The sequence below is a fragment of the Saprospiraceae bacterium genome (assembly GCA_016719615.1).
Classification (GTDB): domain Bacteria; phylum Bacteroidota; class Bacteroidia; order Chitinophagales; family Saprospiraceae; genus Vicinibacter.
In genome coordinates this window covers 1,873,727-1,896,737 of sequence record JADJYQ010000001.1, presented here as the reverse complement: position 1 = coordinate 1,896,737, position 23,011 = coordinate 1,873,727, and the positions used below count along the sequence as shown (strand labels likewise).

Annotated in this window: 13 protein-coding genes and 1 pseudogene; 4 read left to right on the top strand and 10 right to left on the bottom strand. The window is 38.1% G+C overall.

The window, feature by feature from the left end:
• Positions 1-26: 26 nt before the first annotated feature.
• From IPM92_07780 to IPM92_07770, 3 genes are all read right to left on the bottom strand, one after another.
• The gene (locus IPM92_07780; GenBank protein MBK9108266.1) at positions 27-1,466 is read right to left on the bottom strand and encodes an amino acid permease; all 1,440 of its coding nucleotides are present in this window, start codon (positions 1,464-1,466) and stop codon (positions 27-29) included.
• A gap of 175 nt (positions 1,467-1,641) precedes the next feature.
• Positions 1,642-2,040, bottom strand: a complete 399-nt coding sequence (locus IPM92_07775) for a biopolymer transporter ExbD (protein MBK9108265.1) — start codon at positions 2,038-2,040, stop codon at positions 1,642-1,644.
• Positions 2,041-2,058: 18 nt separating this feature from the next.
• Positions 2,059-2,751: a MotA/TolQ/ExbB proton channel family protein gene (locus tag IPM92_07770; GenBank protein ID MBK9108264.1), complete on the bottom strand. Its 693-nt coding sequence runs from the start codon at positions 2,749-2,751 to the stop codon at positions 2,059-2,061.
• A gap of 333 nt (positions 2,752-3,084) precedes the next feature.
• Between IPM92_07770 and IPM92_07765 the strand changes: the two genes are divergently transcribed.
• From IPM92_07765 to IPM92_07755, 3 genes are all read left to right on the top strand, one after another.
• A complete protein-coding gene (locus IPM92_07765; protein MBK9108263.1) occupies positions 3,085-4,473 on the top strand; it encodes a Na/Pi cotransporter family protein in 1,389 nt (462 codons plus the stop codon).
• The gene (locus tag IPM92_07760; protein ID MBK9108262.1) at positions 4,464-4,736 is read left to right on the top strand and encodes a hypothetical protein; all 273 of its coding nucleotides are present in this window, start codon (positions 4,464-4,466) and stop codon (positions 4,734-4,736) included. Before IPM92_07765 ends, IPM92_07760 begins: the two co-directional genes overlap by 10 nt.
• A 236-nt stretch (positions 4,737-4,972) precedes the next feature.
• The gene (locus IPM92_07755) at positions 4,973-5,353 is read left to right on the top strand and encodes a LysM peptidoglycan-binding domain-containing protein (protein ID MBK9108261.1); all 381 of its coding nucleotides are present in this window, start codon (positions 4,973-4,975) and stop codon (positions 5,351-5,353) included.
• 48 nt (positions 5,354-5,401) lie between these two features.
• On the opposite strand, the gene priA is transcribed toward IPM92_07755, so the two are convergent.
• Positions 5,402-7,897 carry a primosomal protein N' gene (gene priA / locus IPM92_07750; protein MBK9108260.1) on the bottom strand — a complete coding sequence of 832 codons (2,496 nt, stop codon included), beginning with the start codon at positions 7,895-7,897 and terminating at the stop codon, positions 5,402-5,404.
• Positions 7,898-8,161: 264 nt separating this feature from the next.
• Here priA and IPM92_07745 point away from each other — a divergent pair, with 264 nt between their 5' ends.
• Positions 8,162-11,104: a gliding motility-associated C-terminal domain-containing protein gene (locus tag IPM92_07745; GenBank protein MBK9108259.1), complete on the top strand. Its 2,943-nt coding sequence runs from the start codon at positions 8,162-8,164 to the stop codon at positions 11,102-11,104.
• A gap of 10 nt (positions 11,105-11,114) precedes the next feature.
• Here IPM92_07745 and IPM92_07740 read toward each other — a convergent pair whose 3' ends face one another.
• The 6 genes and pseudogenes from IPM92_07740 to IPM92_07715 all read right to left on the bottom strand — a co-directional run bounded on the left by IPM92_07740 (position 11,115) and on the right by IPM92_07715 (position 22,775).
• Positions 11,115-16,139 (bottom strand): gliding motility-associated C-terminal domain-containing protein, encoded by a 5,025-nt coding sequence (locus IPM92_07740; protein ID MBK9108258.1) that lies wholly within the window; start codon positions 16,137-16,139, stop codon positions 11,115-11,117.
• Between the two features lie 118 nt (positions 16,140-16,257).
• Positions 16,258-16,782, bottom strand: a complete 525-nt coding sequence (locus tag IPM92_07735) for a TolC family protein (GenBank protein MBK9108257.1) — start codon at positions 16,780-16,782, stop codon at positions 16,258-16,260.
• Positions 16,767-17,561 carry a TolC family protein gene (locus IPM92_07730; GenBank protein ID MBK9108256.1) on the bottom strand — a complete coding sequence of 265 codons (795 nt, stop codon included), beginning with the start codon at positions 17,559-17,561 and terminating at the stop codon, positions 16,767-16,769. Before IPM92_07730 ends, IPM92_07735 begins: the two co-directional genes overlap by 16 nt.
• Positions 17,548-20,622 (bottom strand): annotated as a pseudogene (locus IPM92_07725) (efflux RND transporter permease subunit). Before IPM92_07725 ends, IPM92_07730 begins: the two are co-directional and overlap by 14 nt.
• Positions 20,615-21,685 carry an efflux RND transporter periplasmic adaptor subunit gene (locus tag IPM92_07720; GenBank protein ID MBK9108255.1) on the bottom strand — a complete coding sequence of 357 codons (1,071 nt, stop codon included), beginning with the start codon at positions 21,683-21,685 and terminating at the stop codon, positions 20,615-20,617. The pseudogene IPM92_07725 and the gene IPM92_07720 overlap by 8 nt, the downstream one beginning before the upstream one ends.
• A gap of 67 nt (positions 21,686-21,752) precedes the next feature.
• Entirely contained in the window at positions 21,753-22,775 is a 1,023-nt protein-coding gene (locus tag IPM92_07715) for a hypothetical protein (protein MBK9108254.1), read from the bottom strand.
• Positions 22,776-23,011 lie beyond the last annotated feature (236 nt).

The following is a 23,011-nucleotide window of genomic DNA, read 5'->3' as shown; positions in this document are numbered from 1 at the left end:
TCCTTCGCTTTTTAAAACGCTCAGCTTTAGGCTGCATTCATTTTCTTCTTCCACATGAAATAGACCGGTATTCCCAATGCAACGATCAATAATCCTGGAAAAGAATACAATGGCTTTTGAATCAAAAGATTGATACAAAATAAACTTGCAAGCAGAATATACAGAGCCGGTACAATAGGATATCCGAAAGCTTTATAAGGCCTGTGTACATCGGGTCTTTTCTTCCGCAACACAAATAATCCTGCAATCGTGATGATCGCGAAAAACATAACAGCAAACATCACGTAATCCAATAAATCTCCGTATTTACCGGAAAGACATAATAGGGATGCCCAAATAAATTGGATCCAAAGTGCATTTCCCGGCACTCCATTGGAATTGTTGTCTTTCATATTTTTGAAAAACAATCCGTCCTGTGCCATTGCCTGATATACACGTGCACTTGCAAAAATGATTCCGTTGTTGCAGCCAAATGTAGAGATCATAATTAAAAGAGCCATGATGATCGTGGCTACTTGTCCAAACATCATAAATGCTGCAGCGCTTCCAATTCTGTTATCATTTGCAAACTGAATACCCCGGGTTAATGTGTCCGTGCCTTCAGGACTCCCGTAAAAAGGAATTAAGAAGAGATACGCAACGTTTGCAAGTATATACAATGTTACTACAATGAGGACACCAAAAAACAAACTCTTGGGGATGTTCTTTTCAGGGTTTTCCATTTCACCGGCGATGAATGTAACATTGTTCCAAGCATCACAGGAGAATAAGGAACCAACTAATGCAACACCAATGGCCGACATTAAAACAGTTCCCGAAAGTTCTTTGGTAATATATTGTCCGGTTTGATCCAGCGTATAACTTGGGCTTAAATTCCAGAATTGATCGAGATTGGCTTGCCAGATCTCCCAGTTTCCAAAAACGAAGATGCCCAGGACAATAAGTCCGAATAAAGAAAATAATTTGGCAAAAGTGAAGACCCGAAGGATAAGTTTCCCATAGTTGAGTCCAAGGCTATTGAGATAGGTCAATAATCCAATGACAGCGATGCCTAACAGTTGTGTGGATTTAATCGACCAGCTCCCAATGCTGAACAAAATATGCCCTTCATGAAAAATCGGCACGAGCTCTCCAAAATAACTGGCAAATGCAACAGCAACAGCGGCAATGGTTCCACATTGAACAACCAAAAAAATAGTCCAGCCATATAAAAATCCCGTTAAGGGATTAAATGCTTCTTTCAAAAAAACATAAGGCCCTCCGGCTTTTGGAAACATACCCGCCAATTCACCAAGACTCAATGCTCCAAGTATAGTGATGACTCCGGCAAGTGCCCATATTAATAAAAGCCATCCGGGTCCACCGACTGTTCGGGCTATATCGGGACTTACTTTGAAAATTCCTGAACCGATCATGGAGCCCGATACGATAAGTATCGCGTCCATTAAGGTGAGTTTTACCTTCATATATTGTATTCTAGCATAAATATAGAAGGATGCTTTAAATATTCTGGAAAAATGATTGCTATTGCAATAATGTCTTTTGAATTGTTAAATTGAAAATGCTCAAATTCAACGCACAAAAGCTTTAAATGAAAAGTGCTTTCGTTTATTGAACAAACGAAATTTGCAAGTAAAATTCTTAATCTGGATTTTCGGTTGCCAGAACCATTTTTACTTTTAAGTTTACCCCAATTTGTAGTACGGCAACGAGATCTTGAACAGATAATCCTTGATCCATTCTGATCACACAAGTAAGGTCGGGTACAGATTTCATGTACTTACGCAAACTCGATTCCAATTGATTGTAAGGTACTTCCTTTTGTTCGATATAATACCTTTTATCGATAGTTACCGAAATTGCGATGGGTTTCGTTGTGGTTTGCTCGCTTTGCTTAGAAGAAGGAAGTAACAACTTTATAACGTTCGGATTCGCAAGTGTAGATACAATTAAAAAAAATAACAAAAGGAAAAACATGATATCATTGAGTGACTCCACACTTAATTCAGCGGTTTCCCTTCTTCTTCCCCGTATGTTCATATTGGATAATTAAAAGGTTTACTTAACAGGAGTATGAAGAATATCCATAAATTCAATACTTCTTCTTTCTAATTTATTGACGAGTTCATCCAACATCATGGTCAAAAAATAATATCCCAGAAACGCAATAATACCCACTAACAAACCTCCGGCAGAGGTCAACATTTTTTGGTACAATCCACCTGAGATGACACCAACTGATAAATTATCAGAAAGTGAAATATCGTAGAAGATCTTGATAACTCCCATGATCGTTCCTAGAAAACCAAACATTGGGGCGATCCGGGCAATCAAAGAAAGATATGTTACTTTTTTCTCCAAACGGAAAGTTTCGACGCGACCCACGTTTTCAATCGCGTTTTCTATTTCGGGCATTGGCCTTCCCAATCTTGATAATCCTTTTTCAACCATTCGGGCAAGAGGCGTATCACTGCCTGCACAAATACTTTGAATAACCTGAATGTTTCCACTTCCAATATTGGCTCTCAGATTTTGCATTACGCGTTCATCTTCTTTAGCAAGCGCCTTAAAACTTAAAAAGCGTTCAATAAAAATATATAATGCTACAAATGATAGCACCAATTGTATGCCTATGATGCCCACGCCAATAGGTCCACTGGATAATATAATGTCTACAATGCTGGTTCTCGTAACTGCATCTGCGGCAGCTTCTGTTGCTTTTTCAGCCCAAATCAAGGTAAGTAATTGCATAATTTATAGATTCAATTCTTAGTTTAATCGTTAAAACCGTACTTTTTGGTATACCTAATCAAAACATTTGATTAAAAATCTCAATATATCAGGGCACAAAAGTAATGAATAGATTGATACTTAGCAATAGGTTCAAAAAAAATGTTTAATATTTATATAATTGATTATCAGTATTTTAAACTTGTATTCAGTTTCATACATGCGTACATTTGTTGATGTTTTCTCTTAAAACCATCTACTTTTATATAGAAATGGGAATCTGTCTCCTTTTTTCAGGATTGATTTCTAAAAATGAAATAAATTGCTGCTCTACAATATGGTTTTACTATTACTATGAATGGATTTGATTTTTGGCAGTTCATTGCCGGCGTTGCCGTCTTCTTATACGCTATGTCCCTCATAGAGGATTCTTTAAAAAATATTGCGGGCAGGTCTTTTAAAAAATTTTTGCAAAAGCAATCGCAAAGCAAATTCAAAATGATGCTTGCCAGCACTGCCATCACAGCTTTACTACAAAGTAGTTCTGTTGTGATTCTGATGGTGCTGTCATTCGTAGGTGCTGGATTAATCCCTCTAAAAGCGGCCCTTGCTGCAGCATTGGGCAGTAATCTTGGAACAACGTTGAGTAGTTGGCTTATCGCAATGATTGGTTTTAAAATAAACTTTACAGTCCTTTCTTTTCCTTTACTTGGTATCAGTTTGTTGGGCTTATTATTTTTTAAGAGAAATACGAATCTTGCATACATCACTTCATTTTTACTCGGTTTTGCATTCTTATTTATCGGCTTGGAATGGTTGAAAACCTCAGTCGGAAATTCTTTGGAACTTTATTTTCCTTTTTTTGTAAATCTTCATTATCTACTTTTTATTCCGCTGGGATTTATATTAACCGGTATCGTGCAATCCAGTTCTTTAACAATGGCATTGAGTTTAAGTGCACTTTACAATCATCTCATTCCAATTGAAAATGCAGCAGCTCTGGTAATTGGTTCGGAATTGGGGACTTCTCTAAAGTTTCTTCTGGCATCCAAAAGTGGAATTGTTGATAAACGGCGTCTTGCTTGGGGAAATTTTTTATTAAATATATTTACGATCGTGATGGCTGCGGCAATCCTCCGCCCATTTCTTGAGTTTATTAGCAATAACTTATGGATTCGGGATTCGCTCACACAATTGGTCGTTTTTCAAACAGGTATCAATTTATGTTCACTCTTAGTCTTTTATCCCATGCTGTCTGTCTTTGCAAAATTTCTCGAACGACGGATCAAAGAAGATACCCAATTAAGTATCACAAAATATATAGCAAAAGACTATCCCGTTTTACCAGGTGACGCAATGGATTTGGCAGAAAAAGAAATCTTTCATTTTCTCCAACTGACTCTTGATTTAAACAAGAATATTCTTGGACTAACAAATGTTCAGCAAAATGGAATCGTGGAAAACATTAAGCAATTGGCATCTGGTGATCAAATTCATTTTGAAGAACAATACTTGAAGTTAAAATTTATGCATGGCGAAATACAAGAATATCTTTCCGGGATCCAACATGAGCATCTTCATGAAGCGGAAATTCTTAAACTGGCTAAACTCATTCAAATTGCAAGATTGATTCTTAAGTCGATTAAAAACATGAAAGATATTCGCCATAACCTTTTGGAATTTGAAGTTTCGGCAAATGATGTAATTTATCTGAATTACCAGCAAATAAAAAAATGGAACTAAACTTTTACAAGCAATTCGGTTCATTTTTAAAGAATAACCCTATTATCGATGAAAAGCTCATCACTTATTTGACAAATGAAAATATCAAGCAATATGATCAAACTGTAGATGGTATTTTGAATTCCTTACATATGAGTGAGATTACTGAAATTGATTCGTCAAGTTTGCAAAATGTATATAGAGAAATTTATTCTTCCAATAAAGCTTTAATTCAGACATTTATGGAAATTGGTTTATTAAAATCCTTTAATAACTTATCATAAACCAATTTATAGATAGTTAACATGGATTTGTTTAGCTACAAATAACAATGGTTTATTGAGAGTACAATTTTTTGCATTTATTTAATAGATCAGGTGGATAATTAGGGAGCTTCGTAAATTAGATCCAAAATCAAAATAAACAGTTGGCAGATGAAAAGTTTAAGAAACTCTTCACATTCCTTTCCAGGAAATGCTGTAGTTTTGTTACTATTATTAATCACAATAAATTCTATTTTATGAGCTTACAAGACAAATATCGTTCAGTACTGGACTTAGGTACGGATCTGAATATCCAGCATGGTGACGTGCAAGAAGTTGATGGTGTTCTCAAAATGCGGGGAACTGCTCAAACACAATATGAAAAAGACCAAATTTGGGATAAGATCAAAGAAGTTGGAGGCGACAGCCCAAGCGATATTATTGCCGATATTGATGTTGCTTATACTGACTTCTATGCCAAACATACTGTAAAATCAGGGGAGAGTTTGAGTAAAATTGCCAAGCATTATTATAAAAATGCCGGTGACTATATGAAAATATTTAATGCTAATACAAATATTCTAAAGGATCCCGATGTTATCCATCCTGGACAAGAACTTACAATCCCCAATGCTTAAGTACAGGGATTTTTAAAAGATAAAAGGCTGTCAATTGACAGCCTTTTTTTATGGATCTACATCTATATGTATTCTTAAAGTGGAATATGATTTTAAGGACTTTAACTTCTGAATAGTGGCTTGTACTTCCGATTTTATTTTAAAGAGTTGCAGACTATCTCTTTCAATTTTGATTAAAATTTCGCGTACAAAAGCGCCTTTTATTTTAGATAAATGAGGCTCTGAAGGCCCTAATATCCTTTTTCCCAATAGTTTCTTTAATTCTTTACATAAAGTCTGTGCGGCTTCTTCCACAATTTGAGGTTTGGCATGTAGCAGCTGTAATCTTGCCAACCTTACGAAAGGTGGATAATTAAATTTTTGCCGCTCCGCCAATTCTTTGTGGTAAAATGATTCCTGATCGTGTAACATGACATATTGCAATACGGGATGGTCAATATGATAGCCTTGAACGATGACAGTTCCTTTATCAGTTCTTCTGCCGGCTCTGCCACTAACCTGTGTCAATAGTTGAAAAGCTCTTTCCTGGGCCCTGAAATCAGGATGAAACAAAATTTGATCAGCCTGCAATACTCCAACCAATCCAACATGCTCAAAATCCAAACCTTTTGTTACCATTTGGGTACCTACCAATATATCGGTTTCTTGGTCTTGAAATGATTCGATGATCTTTTGCTGCATTTTTCGGCTGCGGGCAATATCAAGATCGAGCCTTTGTAATCGTTTATTTGGAAATATCTCTTTTAATGATTCTTCTATTTGTTCCGTACCAAATCCTAATTGCCTTAAGGTAAATTGTCCGCAATCCGGACATCTTTCAGGCACAGGTTTGGCTTGGCCGCAGATATGACATTTTAATTTATTCAATTGTTTGTGCACGGTAAGCCTGATGTCGCAATGATTGCATACCGCCTCCCAATGGCAATTACTGCATTGTAAAAGTGGACTGTAACCTCTTCGGTTTCTAAATATAATTACTTGCTTTCCCAAATCAAATTGCGATTGCATTTCATCGATCAAGCGATTCGAAAAATGTCCTTGAATTTTGCCAAAGAGTTGTGCTTCTTGCATAGACACCGTTTGGATATCCGGGAGCTTACTATCCCCAAACCGCTGAAACAATTTAACATAATGGTATTTTCCTTCTTTGGCATTATAATATGATTCAAGTGAGGGAGTCGCGCTTCCTAGGATAATGTTGCATTGAAAATATTTACTTAGTATAACTGCGCAATCTCTGGCCTGGTAGCGTGGTGCCGGGTCGTTTTGTTTATATGATCCATCATGTTCTTCATCTACAATGATGAGCCCTAAATTTGTAAATGGTAAAAATATGGACGATCTCGCCCCAATAAAAACAGAATTGGAATCATGTGCTGCGTTCCAGACTGAAATTTTAGATTTGGGTGTAAGGTCTGAGTGATACTCAAGCAGACGATTTCCCAAATGTTGTTTTAGGCGACCAACCAATTGTGATGTCAAGGCAATTTCTGGAACGAGATACAATATCTGCTTACCCTTATTTAGAATTTCTTGAATAATTTTTAGAAAAATTAAAGTTTTCCCACTACCTGTTATTCCATGTAATAAAATGGGTTTTTGGTCAGTCATTTGGGCCATGATTTCCTCAAAAACATTTTGCTGCTCTGGGCTCAATAATATTTGTTTGGAGGGAGCGTCGGTCTCGGGATACTTGAATTTATCTAGTATTATTTCTTCATAAATTTCTTTTTGTAAAAGTGCTTGACTTACATCCGCTGGAGTTTTGCTCATTTTTTGCAGTTCTGTTCGCCGGATCCAGCCAAAATCCTTGCGTTGTTGTAAATAAGTTACAATGGACCTCGATTGTCTTTCAGATCTTTGAATTTGGTCGAGTGCTTTGTGCAATAAGTCTTGTTGCTGTTGGAGTAACGGATGCAGTCTTATCCAGGAAATCTTTATGGCTTCAGCTGCATCTTCTAGTTTTTCGTAAAGTTGTATCCATCTTTTTTCCAACATGATATGCAAAGTTTTTAAGACTGTTTTTTGTTGGAGTATATTTTGGACTTCCTGAATACTTAATTCTTTTCTAAGTTCTAGGGCTTCTAATATCAGATATTCATCTTCGCTTGCATCCGTGGGATATTTACCTTCTTCTAATATCGACACGATGATGGTCTCACTTCCTGGCCGAAATACGGAGGGAATTGCAGCACTCATGATCTCACCATAACTGCATAAATAGTATTCGTTGAGCCAATCCCAAAATTTGAGTTGTTTGGCAGTTAAAAGTGGATGTTCATCAATAATGGCTAGAATAGGCTTAGGCTTTGACCAATGTGTTTCTTTCGTTAAATTTTTTACAATGGCCGAATAATGTTTGCGTTTTCCAAATTCAACTTCCACCCTTTGTCCGATTTGAATGGAACCGTATAACTCAGAGGGAACAACATAGGTGAAAGTGCCTTCCACATATAAGGGTAAAATGAGTTCTGCAAATAGGGTGTTTTTATTTTCCATTTGATATCGATCAAATATAGAATTTGGGCTGGTAAATGTATTCATTGGCTATCTAAATATTTGTAAACTTTTTTTTTGATGGCAAATTATAAGCGTTTTTACTCAATTTGGGCGCCATCTGGCTTTGCCTTCGGAATTTGAATTTTAAGAAGGACTCCTGAATCAATTGCTGAATGATTCTCATTTTAATTATAAAATATTGAATTTCAGCTTTGTAATCAACGATAGAGCTGATCATTGCCAAATGTTAATTTTTGACGAGTGAGATTATTTGTATAAATTTGTAAATCACAATTGAGTATTTAAATTTTGACAAATCGGTTAATAGGCGTTTTTCTTATTTCATTGCTATGTCTTAACCTCGTTGCACAACCTACAGTTGAAGATTGTAATAATGGAGTTGATGATGATGGTAATGGGCTCGCAGATTTAAATGACCCCAACTGCAAATGCAATGGGATAAAAGATACATTATTTGTTCCTTCCTCCTTGATTCCAAATCCATCCTTCGAAGAATTTAATTGCTGTCCAACAGGCTTGGCCCAGTTAAATTGTTCAAAAGGTTGGATTCAGGCTTCTGCAGCCACCTCTGATTATTTTCATACTTGTGGCTTTCGGCAAGATCCTATGCGCGGCAGCCCACCACTGCCACTACCTGCCGGTAATGGATATGTAGGTTTTTTGGATTTGTATAATCATCCTGCCCGCAATGCTACCTATAAGGAATATGTCGGAGCTTGTTTAAATAGTCCGATGATCGCCGGCAGGGAATACACACTGAGTTTCTGGATAGGATTCGGTCAACGTGGCAATGCATATGGTCCTCGGGCAATAACGACTTTAGGAATATTTGGAACAGGTCAATGCAGCAGTTTACCTTTTGGCAACAACAATTCCTGGTTATGTCCTTCTAATTATGCGAATTGGTCTCAAGTAGCAAGCGTCACCGCTTCAGGCACTAATAAATGGGTAAAGGTGAATTTAAAAATAACGCCGACCTCAAATATAGCGGCAATGGCGATTGGCCCCCAATGCCAACGGGCTGATGGTTATTACTATTTTTTTATCGATGAACTCATTTTGGAGGAAACCGTTAAATTCGATTCCTTATTACTGAGCATTTCCGGGGATCCATGTAAAGATTCAGTCAGTTTGAATTCACCGGCTTCCAGGGTCACGCGGATTAAATATCAATGGTATAAAGATGGTGTCGCGATTGCTTCCGCTACGTTACCAAATTTTATCATTCCCCGCGGGCAAGAAGGAAGTTATGTGCTTAAAGCTATAGATGGTTCCGATTGTGAATTGAGTAACTCCTATCAATATCATTTGGATACCAGTTATTATGCATTGGATACCAACATCTGCTCCGGTGATTCACTATCCTTGGCCGGGCAAACATTTAAAAACACGGGCGATTATCAGCTATTGTTGCAAAATAGCATTGGTTGTGATAGTATTATTGATCTGAAACTCCAAGTAAATACTCCTGACGACCGATTTTTATCATCGATGTTGTGCGAAGGTCAATCAATACAATACAATGGAATAACTTATGACAAAACGGGTATCTATAACTGGTACGAGAAAGATATGAATGGTTGCGATAGTCTCACCCAACTCAATCTAACTGTTGCAAAAATAAAAAACACTGTATGGGATACTTTTATTTGTGAAGGCAGAGTCCTGATTGCCGGAATCGATACCTTTTCTTCTACCGGAATTTATACCCAGCATCACATCTCTGCAGAGGGTTGCGACTCTATTCACAGCATCCAATTAAAAGTAGCGCAAAATGCAAGTACCCAAATGGATACTTTTATTTGCGAAGGCCAATCGCTTCAATTACTTGGATACACTTTTGATACTGCCGGGAATTACCAGATCCAATTAAATACTGTAAAAGGTTGCGATAGTATTCTTAATCTACGATTGAGCTTTCATCCGAAATTTAACTTACGTTTGGATACCAGTCAGTGTGCAGGTGATACTTTGAAACTTGCTAATTTAAACATTTTTCAGTCCGGAATATACCAGATCCCATTGTTGAGTCAAAATGGTTGCGATAGTTTGATTACATTGAACTATTATTCCAAACCAAAAGCAGTTAAAAATATCGATACCCTTATTTGTTATGATCAAACAATTGTATTGGGAGCTATTCATTATCCTGATTCAGGGAGATTTCAACAATTTCATATCTCTGCAATTGATTGCGACAGTATTGTAAATATTCAAATATCAAAAACGCAGAAACCGGTATTGAATAGTACCGTGAAAAATATTTTGTGCCATCGTGAAAACAATGGTTCTATCACTACAGGGCTTACAGGTTCAACTCAGCCTTATAGCTATTTGTGGGAGGATGGTTCATCACAGAGTTTACGTCAACAATTAGCTAAAGGCAGTTATCAGTTGACGGTAACCGATAGATTTGGTTGTCGGATATTCGATACTTTCACAATTGCAGAACCTGACCCCATTAACTATGAGATTCAAACCAAAAATGCAAATTGCAAATCGATATCAACCGGAAAAATATTTTTAAACCGAATTGAAGGTGGTGTTGGGCCATATGTATTTAAAATCAATGGTTCAGAATATTCTTTTCAGAATGGAGTGGAAGATATAGCAACGGGCACACATACACTGGAGATCACAGATGCCAATGGCTGCAAAGAATTTGAGACTTTCACAATTCTGGATCCGGTGCTGGGTGCTGTTGATCTTGCCCCGGATAGCATTCACATCATTTTAGGAGATTCTGTATTTCTTATGGCGCAAGTACTAGCCCTTGATTCTATTGTCAGCGTTGAATGGTCAGGTCCCGGTATCATTCGGTGTACGAATTGTCTTTCAAGCTATGTTATTCCTGGAGCTAAGGGTGGTCTTTTTACTGTTAAAATTATCGATGGCTTTGGCTGTGAATATATTGCCTCTGTTTTTATTTCTGTTGAGCAAAAATATTTTGTGCCCAATGCCTTTTCTCCTAATGGAGATCAAATTAATGATTTTTTTAATTTATTTTCTGATAGATCTGTTGAAATGATCGATGTCTTAAAAATATTTGACCGGTGGGGCAACCTGCAATTTGAAGGTAAAAACATATCCCCGCACCGCCTTAATGACGGATGGAATGGTGAGTTTAAAGGACAGAAATCTTTGCCTGGGGTTTATGTTTACTTATTTCAGTTTCACGACAAAGCCGGAATTTTCCATCAGTTAAGCGGAGATGTCACATTGATCCGCTAAGCTCAAGTTGTCAACGAATTAAACTTATATCACCATATAATTTACGGATTTGATTTCCGGGAAACTCAAGTTCAATGGCAAATATGTAAACACCGGGATTCATTTTATCTCCGTTCAGCGAATTTCCATCCCAGCCCTTTAAGTCTCCAATACTTTTATTTCCTTCAGAGTATATCTGATTACCCCAACGATCAAATATAAAAAACGAACGAACGTTTGTTAGTTTGTTTTCGCTGATGATTCGAAATACATCGTTGATGTTGTCTCCATTTGGGGAAAAGGCATTGGGAACAAAAACTTGATCGTCAGCAAACAACCTTACGCGGATGTGTATGGTGATGATACACCCATTTTCATCTGTCAATGTTACGGTATAATCCTGATCTGAGTTCGGTGTTATGACGGGATTCAAACAATCAACACAACTTAAACCTGCAGTTGGGCTCCAGTTGATGGTGCTGGGATTAAAATTAGGAACGAGTTGAAGATTGTGGGAAGCGCCTTGAGATATAGCAACTTCAACCGGGTATTGTACCATCAGTTGACTAAATTGTAAATCAACATCTATTATGGAATCACATCCAAAGGAAGACGTTACGATGCTACTTCCGCTTGGATTGTTTTTATTATATCGAACCCCATGAATGAGAATTTCTTCCTCCTGGCATAAAGTATCCCTGATCATGTTTCTGCTTAAGGGTAGGAGTGTCACATTGACTTGTAGCAAACTATCACAACCATGAACAGAAGCTCCTGACAAAATCTCAATACCGCTGCTGTTATTTTTGTCATAACGGTTTCCATTGATAATTATACTTTCATTTTCACAGATACTGGTATCGACTAACTGCTGTCGTAAAGGGAGTAACTGTAAGTTTATGGTAACAATACTATCGCAACCACCCGTGGCTTGGGCAAATAAAGTATCTAGTCCCTGAGACTTGTTTTTAAAATAATATTTTCCATGAATGAAGAGGCTATCATTTTCACATACCATAGGAGTGTATTGTGACCGTACTGCATTTAAAAAACTTAATTGGATTTCCAGGAGACTATCGCAGCCAAATTGCGAGGCTTTTGAGAAAATTTCAATACCAGATGGATTGTTATTGTCGTAACGTTTACTATTAATGAGCAAAAACTCATTTTCACAAAGGGTGTCGTTCAGGATTTGTCTATTGACCGGATAAAAAGTGAGTTGAATATTCACGATACTGTCGCAAAGATTGGCAGCTCCGGATGGAATTGTATCCTGCAATCCCGGACGTATCTTACTGAAATAAACATTTCCGATCAGAACGCTGTCGTTCTCGCAGATAATATTGGAATAATTGAATACTCCATTTTGCAAGAGTACTATATTTACAAATACAATACTGTCGCACAAGTCGGGGTTGCTAGCAGCAAATGTATCTATGCCGGTCAGCTTGTTTTCATCATAAAATTGTTTTCCAATTTGAATGCGGTCGCCTTTGCAAATGCTGGCTTGTGAGCTGTCTATTTGAAGTGGTATAAAGCTAAGGCTTACATGAATAAAGCTATCACATCCGTAGCTACTTTGGTTCTTTAAGTTTACAGTGCCATTTGGATTGTTGATGTCGAAGATCACATTTCCAATCATCAAATTTTTGCTCGCACAATAGGTTTTTGATAAATTGGATTCTGATACGGGTAAAAAACTTAAATCGACATGGACTATGCTGTCACAACCTGATGCGGAAGCATTTTTTAAAGTAGCAATTCCGGAAGGCCGTTGTTTATCAAAAAGCTCTGTTCCAATCTGAAGTGTATAATCCGGACAAACATTGGAAAGGGAATAATTAGAGTTGATCTCTTGCAACAATTCTATCTTAAAACTATCCTCATCCGTACAATAACCTGTTTCAGATCCGAAAATATAAAGAGTTGATGTTGAGAAAATAGTATCACCTGTCTGATAATTTTTTCCTAGTCCGCCCGGCAAGGCGTAATATGCAGTTCTGCCATTTGTGTTTTTTCCAGTGATCGGAGGCAGGACAAAATAGCCACATTTTCTAATATCAACCGGTTGATCAATTTCAATTTTGGGATACACATCGATGCGCAGGGCAGATGTGTCTACCGGACAAGTAATGCCATCGCCAACCTGGTAAATGATGGTAAAGGAACCGAGCCCTGAAATTTTTGAATCCCACTGATTTTGACTAAGTGCTCCGGTTAATTGTGGATCTATAAAGAGTCCGCCGAAATCAGCATTGATCAATAAATTTTGAAGTTGAATTTGTTCATCTTCACAGATGCTAACGCTTGCATTATTGCCGGCATTTAATTGTTTAACGACCTGAATAGTGATGATCGAACTATCGCTGTCGCAATAAGAATTTCCATTGTGAATATAGGCAAACCTAAAGGTTTTGCCGTTGTGTCCGTTGCTGTCAAACAAACTATCCTGCAAACTTCCGGAGAAATCCAGATCTTCAAAATACCCGCCGGCATCATGGCCGGATAAGGCTGAATTTAGATTAAACACATTTCCTTCACAAATAGAAATACTCCAATCTATTCCGGCATTTGGTTTATGAATAATATCTACCCGGAAACTATCTAAATCAGTGCAATGAGCTAGTGTGTCTGTAAGAAAAATCCATTGGCTGATCAACAAACTATCACCTGCTTGTAGTCGGCTTCCAAATGCATTATAATAAGCTGCATTAGGGCTGAGTTTACTTCCTTTTAAAATTGGAAGAATATAAGTTTCGCATACAACAGTATCATTAGGTTTGGTAAAATACGGGGAAGCTAAAATATCAATAACTAGTTTTGTTGGATTTGAATTACATGGCGAATCCAAAATCACCGCATATAAAGTATCACCAGTACCTGTATAAGTTCCATTTATGACGTTTGTCATGAGGCTGTCTCTTGCAAACAATATTTGTTTTCCGGAATGCTGGGCCCCTCTGATGCAATCTTCCAAAGTGCTCAAAGGAAAATTTACCAGACCTAAACTATCTGAACAAAATTCAAATGTGCAGCTTTGCGCAACCGGGCGGTTCACAGATTCTAAAATGACAGGAATGTATTTCGAAACACAACTGTCCTTGCGCAGGAAGGCATAAATAGTATCAATTCCTGAAATATTTACAGGGGATATTAAAGTATCCACTTTCAAACTATCCCGATACCAACTCACTTTGATGCTTGTGTCTCCTTGTTGTAAATATCTCGTTGCTCCAAAAAGATTAAAAATTGCAGTTCCTGAACCATCATCACAAGCTCTGTCGGATAATAGTAAAACGGAATTCAAATCTGTTACTTTTAAGATGATCTCAACAGGATCTGAAACACAAGTTCCATCCGACACCGTAGCATAAATGGTGTCTCCTGCAGTCGTATAAGGTGGATTTATTTTTTTAAGGAGTAGATCTTCTTCATAAAAATTTACCGCATACCCGGAAGGATTGTTGGTAATTTTAGGAATGAGATCGATCAACAGGAATACAGCCAGTCCATTAGCTCCGGGGCAGGCACTGGCACTGACGGTTGTTGCAACAGGTTTTGGCAAAACCGTTAATTGAATGGCTACAGGTTTGGATTCGCATTTGCCATCGTGGATACAAGCATAGATAATAGTTGAATTTGTATTGTAAGGAGAATTGATTTCGTTCGTTTTGTTGATGTCCTCAAAAAATTTGACGCTCGCTCCATTATTTCCATTTTTAATAGTGTTTTCTAAATTGCTGAGATCAAAACTTGCAAAGCCACTACCATCATCGCATTGTTTATCGGATGTTGCTTTGGCAACAGGTAGCAAATTAACTTTTAACTGGATGGCAACAATATTGGATTTACAATTGCCATCTGAAATACGTGCATAAATAGTCGCATTACCAGATGTATATGGAGAAAAAATGCGCTGGGTTCCTGCCATATCCCGGAAATACTCGACAGTGCCGTTGCTGCTTCCAAGGACGTCTGCGTCTGCATCTTCCAATGTAAATACGGCCTGTCCGCTGTTGGTCTCACATGCTTCTATAATGCTGGTATTTGCAATTGGACATTTAACCCGAATCAATATCCGTTCTGTATAAATATTCATGCAACAATCGGGATCGGGTGCCGGATTGGGAATGCCTACTATTTCATAGTCTTTCTCGCACCAGCTTTGTGGTATCGTATACATAAACGGGCTGATGACACTTGTTGCAGCGGTATACGCAGGAGTAGAAAGCGATGGAACTGCACAGCCATTATTGCTGATGCTGCCTTCAGCCCAAAAGTCACCATTTCCGGTGAGCATCCCGGGGATATCGTAGCTTGCATTTGTTGAACATCCACAGCCCGTAATCGTCATGACCTGTGTGCGGGATCCTGGACTTGCATCAAAATTTGAGAAAGCCCCGATGGTTCTGGTGCAAGTACTTGCGGAAACATAAATTTTACAGCTCAATCCACAAACTGCACTGAAATCATAAGATGTTGATGCATTCGAACTCGTAAAGACAATCCAAATTGAGTTGGCCGGAATATTGAAATTTGCACCCACAGAAATAGCGCTGCAGCCTCCAACCAAACCGGATGGACCAGCCCCAATTCCACAGCCACCAGGCCCGATGTCTGCATTACCAGCACCTCCAGTGTTGTTTTGAGGCGCATAATCAAAATTGAAATCAGAGGTATTTAAACCACTGCCGCTCCACATAATCAGGAATTCATTAGGAGCTTCCGTGCCACAAGCATCAATCATAAAACCTAATAGGGAAGGGCAAATCCTGCATTTTGGATTGCTTGTCGTAATGTTAGCACTTCCAATTTTAACGCCTTGTCCGAGGTAAGGATCAAACCCCGCATTTATATCAGCATAATAATCAATTTTGCCATTGTGCGGGAGGTCGCCCCCCTGAACATTTATGGTAATTTGGTCTCCTCCACAACGTGTACTCTCAGGGATGCAATTAGGAACAGTAGTTGTATTGGTGATCTCAGGACATTGTGCAATGACTTGCAAGGAATATATTAATGCGAGTATGCCTGTAGCAAATCTAAGTTGCAACATGTATCCGGTTGTTTGCCCAAAGATAAGGAAGCATGGGGTATATTAGGCCTGTTCTTAATTTGTTAATAATTAGTAGGATGGAATTGAGATCAAGCAATATACCCTTTAAAACTTATGGTTATTTAACCAATTCCCCACTAATTCTCAGATATTCTAACTCTGCTACTTTGGCTTGGTATTTATATTCAAGCATTTGATGAATGCTGGCTTCCAGCTGGGTCTTTGCTTCTTTGAGTTCCAGAAACAAGGCTTCGCCTGACTGATATTTTTGGCTTACCAGCTCCAGTTGTTCTCTTGCTAATTTGGTGTTGCGTTCCTCTAATTGTAATATTTCTTGGGCCATCAAAAAAGAACTATATGCATCGCGAATTTTGGTCTCATTTTCAAGTTGAAGGGCTTCATACAATAAGCTGGATTTTAAAATCTGGATTTTTGAATTGGCGATTTCTTTTCTCAATTGATGACCATTAAATAAATTCCATTGGGCCGTGAGATTCGCATTCCAACCATGGTTTTTGTTGAATAATAAAAATCCAGCCTGATTTTCTGTATTATTATAACTATAGGCTGTATTGAGATATACTTTAGGGTAAAACTCAGCTTTAAGCTCCTTTAATTCAAATTCAGCTATTTTTTCTCTGATTCCAACAGTTTTAAATTTAAATTTTTTTGCAGAATCTGTGTAGGATCAAATATCAGAAGAGAACTTGTGGAAAGACCTTTTTCATCTTCTACAGCTATATTCGTCTCAGGATTTCTGGCAAGTAATTGATTAAAAATTCTTTTTGAACTTCTTTGCTCCTGTTGTTTCAGAATTAAATTCGCTTTCTGACGATTCAATTCAATTTCAGATTGAAGAAGATCAGTTTTGGGCAATTCTTCAATTTCAAATTTCTTATGATTCCAATCAAATTGCTCTTGCGCAAGTTGTAATAGCTCCCGATCGTATTTAAGGTCTAATTGCAGTTTGGCAAGGATAAGGTATTGCATGGAAAGTTTATAAACAAAATCTTCTATTTGAATTTTATAGAGCTGGTCGCTTTGATTTTTTAATGCGGCTAGTTTTTCAAAACTGATAAACATTTTTAATCCATCAAACAAAGTCCAATGAAGTGCAATTTCAGCATTGTATTGGCTAGATCGCGCATCCGATTTATCCACATTGTTTCCTGTGACAAACTCCTGTTTTGTATTTGAACTCGATTTTGTGAATCCGGCTGAGAGATCAATTGAAGGCAACATTCCTGCATTGCCACGTGTGTAATTATTGCTTGAAATATGCACATCCTCAACTGCCAATCTGATATTGAAATTTTGTTGAAGTCCGATTTCAAGGGCATTTTGTAAACTTAACGTATCTTGCCCATAACTACTAACAAATGTTAGTATGTAAACAAACACCATCAAATTAAATTTCTTCATATACCTTTTTGGACTTTGATAGATAAGAATACATGGCAGGTATAACATATAAGGTAAGGATCAGCGAAAACATGACGCCTCCCACAACAACAATTCCCATACCTTTTCGACTTACTGATCCGGCTCCCAATGCAAGCGCAATAGGAAGTGCTCCTAATGCAGTTGCCAGACTGGTCATGAGAATTGGACGTAATCGCAGGGCAGATGCATCCATAATTGACTGTTTCAAATCCATGCCTTTACGTTGAAGTTGATTTGCAAATTCAACGATAAGGATCCCGTTTTTAGTAACTAATCCAATCAGCATGATGATACCGATCTGACTAAAGATATTGAGCGATTGGTTGAATACCCAAAGTGACAATAATGCACCGGTTATGGCAAGGGGAACGGTCATCATAATAACCACAGGGTCTCTGAAACTTTCAAATTGTGCAGCAAGTACTAAGTAAATAAGGACCAATGCGAGTAAAAATGCAAACCATACATTCGAGGAACTTTCCGAAAAATCGCGCGAGGCACCTGTGAGATCTGTTGAAAAGCTATCGTCCAGTAGTTTTGAGGATATTGTTTCCATTTCATCAATTCCATCTTTGATGGTATAAGCTGATTGGAGTCCCGCAGAAACTGTAGCCGACATGTATCTGTTATAATGATAGAGTTGTGGTGGACTGCTATTTTCTGAAAAGCGAATTACATTTTCCAGTGCAATCGGCAAGCCGTCAGTATTGGCGACATAAAGTTTTCGGATGTCTTAAGGTGCGTCGCGAAATTCACGACTCACTTGTCCGATAACCTGGTATTGTTTACCATTTAAATTAAAGTAGCCAAACCGTTGTCCGCTGTAAGCCATCTGAATGGTTTGAGCAATTTTTTCTGTGCTCACCTTTAGACTGGCAGCTTTTTCTTTGTCGATCTCAACCAGCAATTCAGGTCTGTTGAATTTTAAATCGACATCTATGGATTGAAGAATTTCACTTTTGTTAGCTTCTTCAATAAATTTAGGAATGACTTCTTTTAATTTTTCAAAATTAGGCGCCTGAATTACAAACTGAACCGGTAAACCGCCACGTGGGCCACCGCCTCCGGTTGAAATTGTTTGTTCTTGTGCAACAAAGGTTCGGGCCTGATGTAGTGATGCTGTAAGCTTGGTTAAATTTTTAGCAATCTCATCTTGCGATCGATTTCGTTCTTCGGGTTGTGTTAATCGCAGTCTTACAAATCCTGAATTGACGGCACCTGAACCGGTAAAACCCGGCGCAGTTACCGAAAGTAATACTTGTTTCTCAGGAATGGAGTCATGAATAAGTTGTGCAAGTTGTTTCATGAAATGATCGGTATATTCATAAGAAACGCCTTCTGGTGCTGATACATTCAAGCGAAGCCAACTTCTGTCTTCTAGAGGAGCAAGTTCGGATGGAAGTTTTTTTCCGAGCCAAACGACTGTTAGTACGCAAACTAGGACAAGGACTAATGCCATCCACTTGAAATTCAAAAAAGCTGCCAGGCTTCTCTTGTAAAATGATTCCATTCCTATAAAAAAGGGTTCAGTCATTTCATAAAAGCGACTCTTTTTACTGTGGCTTCGAATCATTCGTGCATTCAACATAGGTGTAAGGGTCAATGATACAAATGCCGAGATTAAAACAGCCCCTGCCAGCACGATGCCAAATTCCCGGAAGAGCCTGCCCACAAATCCTTCCATAAAAATCACCGGTAGAAACACGACCGCTAAAGTGATGGAGGTGGCGATAACCGCAAAAATGATTTCAGTGGAACCCTGGAATGCAGCTTGCATTGGAGATAGACCTTTTTCTGCTTTTTTGAAAATGTTTTCAGTGACGACAATCCCATCATCCACCACCAATCCGGTTGCCAATACAATGGCTAATAGCGTAAGAACATTGATGGAATAATCCATTAAATACATGATAAAAAATGCTCCGATCAAAGAAACAGGTATATCGATAAGGGGCCTGAATGCGACTAGCCAATCTCTGAAAAATAGAAAGATGATCAAGACCACCAAAGCCACTGCAATAAAAATAGTTTCTCCTACCTCGGCCACCGATTGTTTGATAAATCGCGTGTTGTCTAATGCTATAGCCATACTAATGTCTTCGGGGATTTCCTTTTCTAGTTGTGCTTTTCGTTTGTAAAACTCATTTGCAATGTCGATATGATTTGATCCGGGTTGTGGAACAATTGCAAGTCCGATCATGGGAACCAGCGTTTCCCGAAGTATTGATTCTTCATTTTCAGGACCTAATCTCGCTTCTCCTACATCTTTTAGTTTTATTGCGCGACTATTTTCTGTTTTGATGATGAGTTCATTGAATTCTTTTTCTGTACTCAACTTTCCAATGGTTCTGATCGTTAATTCCGTTTGATCTCCGGCAAGTTTACCGGATGGCAACTCTACATTTTCCCGTTGCAATGCATTTTGAATATCCTGTGGTGTAATTTTATAAGCGGACATTTTAATAGGATCCATCCATAAGCGCATGCAATAACGCTTTTGTCCCCAAATTTGAACGGTGCTCACTCCGGGGATGGTAATGAATCTTTGTGCAAGTACGTTTTCAGCATAGTCTGTGATCTCCAGATGATTGCGGGTGTCGCTTCTAACGGTCATTGAAATGATCGCTTCAGAACTTGCGTCAGCCTTACTAACACTTGGTAGTCCATCAATGTCATTTGGCAGATCGCGCATCGCTTGTGATACTTTATCCCTGACATCGTTGGCAGCAGCATCCATATCATAACCCAATTCGAATTCAACGCGAATATTGCTATTGCCTTGAGCACTTGATGATGAAAGGGTCCGAATGCCGGATATACCATTGATGGCTCGTTCGAGAGGTTCTGTGATTTGAGATTCAATGATATCTGAATTTGCACCCGGATAATTGGTCCGAACGTTGATGACGGGAGGATCAATGGAAGGATATTCGCGTACGCCTAGAAAGTGGAAACCGATTGCACCAAAAATGACGATCAATAAATTAACTACGATCGCCAATACAGGCCTTCTAATAAATACATGAGAGAAATTACTCATGGATGTGTGGGTCTAAACTTTCAACAGATACTCCCTCTTTCAAACGCATGATTCCGCTCGTGATCAAGCTATCTCCATCGGTAAGGCCAGAACGGATCAAAACTTTGGTTTCATCTCTTTCACCCGTTTGAACAATGACTTCTTTTGCTTTTCCATTTTTAAGTATGAAAACCTTATATCCTTTGAGTATAGGAATTAATGCTTCATTTGGGATAAAGACCCCTTGATCTTTATCGTACCCGGAAAATTCTACTTTTACAAATGCTCCTGGTTTTAATTTTTGTTGTGGATTATTAAATCGGGCTCTGACTTTTAAGCTTCTGTCATTGGCATCAATAAATGGCTCAGAAGCGTAGGTTATCGCTTGCATCGTATCATTTAATCCGTCTGTGGTGAAGCTCACCTTTAGTCCGTTTTTTATGAGATAGGATTGGTGTTCCGGAACGCTAAATTCGATGCCGATCGGATCAATTTTAACCAATGAAATAACTGGCTCACCTTCCCGAATGTATGCTCCTTCACTCACATTTCGAAGCCCGAGGATGCCCCTGAATGGTGCGCGCATTTCTGTCTTTTGGATTCTGCTTAGAAGTATTTTCTTTTCGGCTTGTATGATTTGTAATTCACTCAAAGCCATTTCATATTCATCTTTGGATATTCCCTGGATTTCCAGTGATTTCTTTTTTCTTTTTTCCTTTTCAATCGCCAGGCTCTCTTGTGTATCCAGTTTTGCCAGCTGCGCCTTCAATTCTGAATCATTTAGTTTCATGAGGAGTTGGCCTTTTTCTATGGTCTTTCCTTCCGGTAAATTTAAAAAAATAATTTTGCCGGAGGCCTCTGCACTTAACATCGTCTGATCCAGGGCAATGAGACTGCCAATCGTAGAGATTTGATGATGGTATGCAGTCGTTTGAATCGTTTGAACCTGGACTTGTATAGCCCTGTTCTGTCCGGTTTTTCCTTCCTGAGCTTGTTTTGATTTTTGGGGATCAACCGTGCAAGTAAAATTTGCAAGGATGCCGGCGAAGACCAAAACTTGAAAATAGATTTTGCTGTGCTTCATGTAATGGTAAAATAAAACAACAAGCACCATCGAATATGGTTTTCAAGAAGAAAGTTAAAATGGCCGCTCAATGTATTTTTTGAATCCAGTTGATGGCAGCCCTGACTTTTTTGTCTGCTAATAGATTTGCAAAATTGTCACCTCTAAAGACCAATTGATCAGGTGAAACGGAATCATTATAGACAGATTGGGCACGATCCATAAGCGTATTTGAAGCAAAATCCATTTTTAGATCATTTGAAAAAGTATAAAACGTTGTAGAACTGGTATACCCTTTCGCCGTGGGCTCACCTATAAAAATGGTTTGTGGCCGGCGTTTAAACGCGATGGCAGTCATTGCACCTGAACTAGCCGTTAAAGGTCCGATCAGCACCGCAACTGGTTTTGATGATATGGGTTCTAATTTTCTGCTTTCAATATAGGTAAGTTGAATGCTGTCTGCAAAAACATTGGCTCCGGAAATGCTCCAGCTTCTGCTGATCCTTCCATCAGAATCCGATTCCTTGGCAATGATCCCATCACCCAACAAGGAACTTATTCCTGCAAGCATAGGATATACGTTTCCACCAGTATTTAATCTCAGATCAATAATATATCCTTTAACGCGTCCTGGCGTAAACAAAACTATCGAATCGTGGAGAGATTGTGCCAACTTATGGATACTTGCAGAATCTGACGGATCCATCGATGGTATGCGAATATAGACGATTCCTTGTAGGAATTTAAATCTGAAGATTTTATTCTTACGATCATCTGCAATTGTTTTTAAATCTTTTATTGCATTATATTCATAACTTGACAATCCTTCAAAGTGATTGTAAGTTTTGCCTTTAAAATAGATTCTACTGTGCACATCTCCTAAAGCTTTAAAAACATTGGAAAATGCCTTTACGCTATCTTGGTCCGTTTGACTTTGCTTTAATTGTAATTGAAGCAGACTATCTATGGACTCCCAGTTTACTTGGTTTTTGTAGATCGAATTGTTTTTGATAAAAGTATGGAGACTATCTGTGGGAATTCCGGTCTGACTTGTAATGCTGTTTGAATAAAGTAACAAAAATGCAAGTCCAAATACGAGTTTATTTTTCATGAGTGCTAATAAAGTTTCTATTTCTACGTGCAAAAATACGACCATTTCTTTTCTAAGTGCAAACTATAAGCAAGGACTGCATTTGTTGAAATTTTAAATAATCTTTCTTGGCGAAATCTATTTAAACTGCCACAGAAAATACTAGACTAGTAGATACATTTTTAGTTAAAATGACTTGAATATTTTAAAAAACCGGTGAAATATTCTGTATTTACTTGAAATTGCTTAATTTTAAA

What these genes read in the sequence shown, in the direction of transcription:
- IPM92_07770 (MBK9108264.1), bottom strand. Translation starts at nt 2,751, where the DNA reads ATGCAATTACTTACCTTGATTTGGGCTGAAAAAGCAACAGAAGCTGCC.
- IPM92_07720 (MBK9108255.1), bottom strand. Translation starts at nt 21,685, where the DNA reads ATGAAGCACAGCAAAATCTATTTTCAAGTTTTGGTCTTCGCCGGCATC.
- IPM92_07740 (MBK9108258.1), bottom strand. Translation starts at nt 16,139, where the DNA reads ATGTTGCAACTTAGATTTGCTACAGGCATACTCGCATTAATATATTCC.
- IPM92_07755 (MBK9108261.1), top strand. Translation starts at nt 4,973, where the DNA reads ATGAGCTTACAAGACAAATATCGTTCAGTACTGGACTTAGGTACGGAT.
- IPM92_07730 (MBK9108256.1), bottom strand. Translation starts at nt 17,561, where the DNA reads ATGAAGAAATTTAATTTGATGGTGTTTGTTTACATACTAACATTTGTT.
- IPM92_07765 (MBK9108263.1), top strand. Translation starts at nt 3,085, where the DNA reads ATGAATGGATTTGATTTTTGGCAGTTCATTGCCGGCGTTGCCGTCTTC.
- IPM92_07760 (MBK9108262.1), top strand. Translation starts at nt 4,464, where the DNA reads ATGGAACTAAACTTTTACAAGCAATTCGGTTCATTTTTAAAGAATAAC.
- IPM92_07715 (MBK9108254.1), bottom strand. Translation starts at nt 22,775, where the DNA reads ATGAAAAATAAACTCGTATTTGGACTTGCATTTTTGTTACTTTATTCA.
- priA (MBK9108260.1), bottom strand. Translation starts at nt 7,897, where the DNA reads ATGAATACATTTACCAGCCCAAATTCTATATTTGATCGATATCAAATG.
- IPM92_07775 (MBK9108265.1), bottom strand. Translation starts at nt 2,040, where the DNA reads ATGAACATACGGGGAAGAAGAAGGGAAACCGCTGAATTAAGTGTGGAG.
- IPM92_07780 (MBK9108266.1), bottom strand. Translation starts at nt 1,466, where the DNA reads ATGAAGGTAAAACTCACCTTAATGGACGCGATACTTATCGTATCGGGC.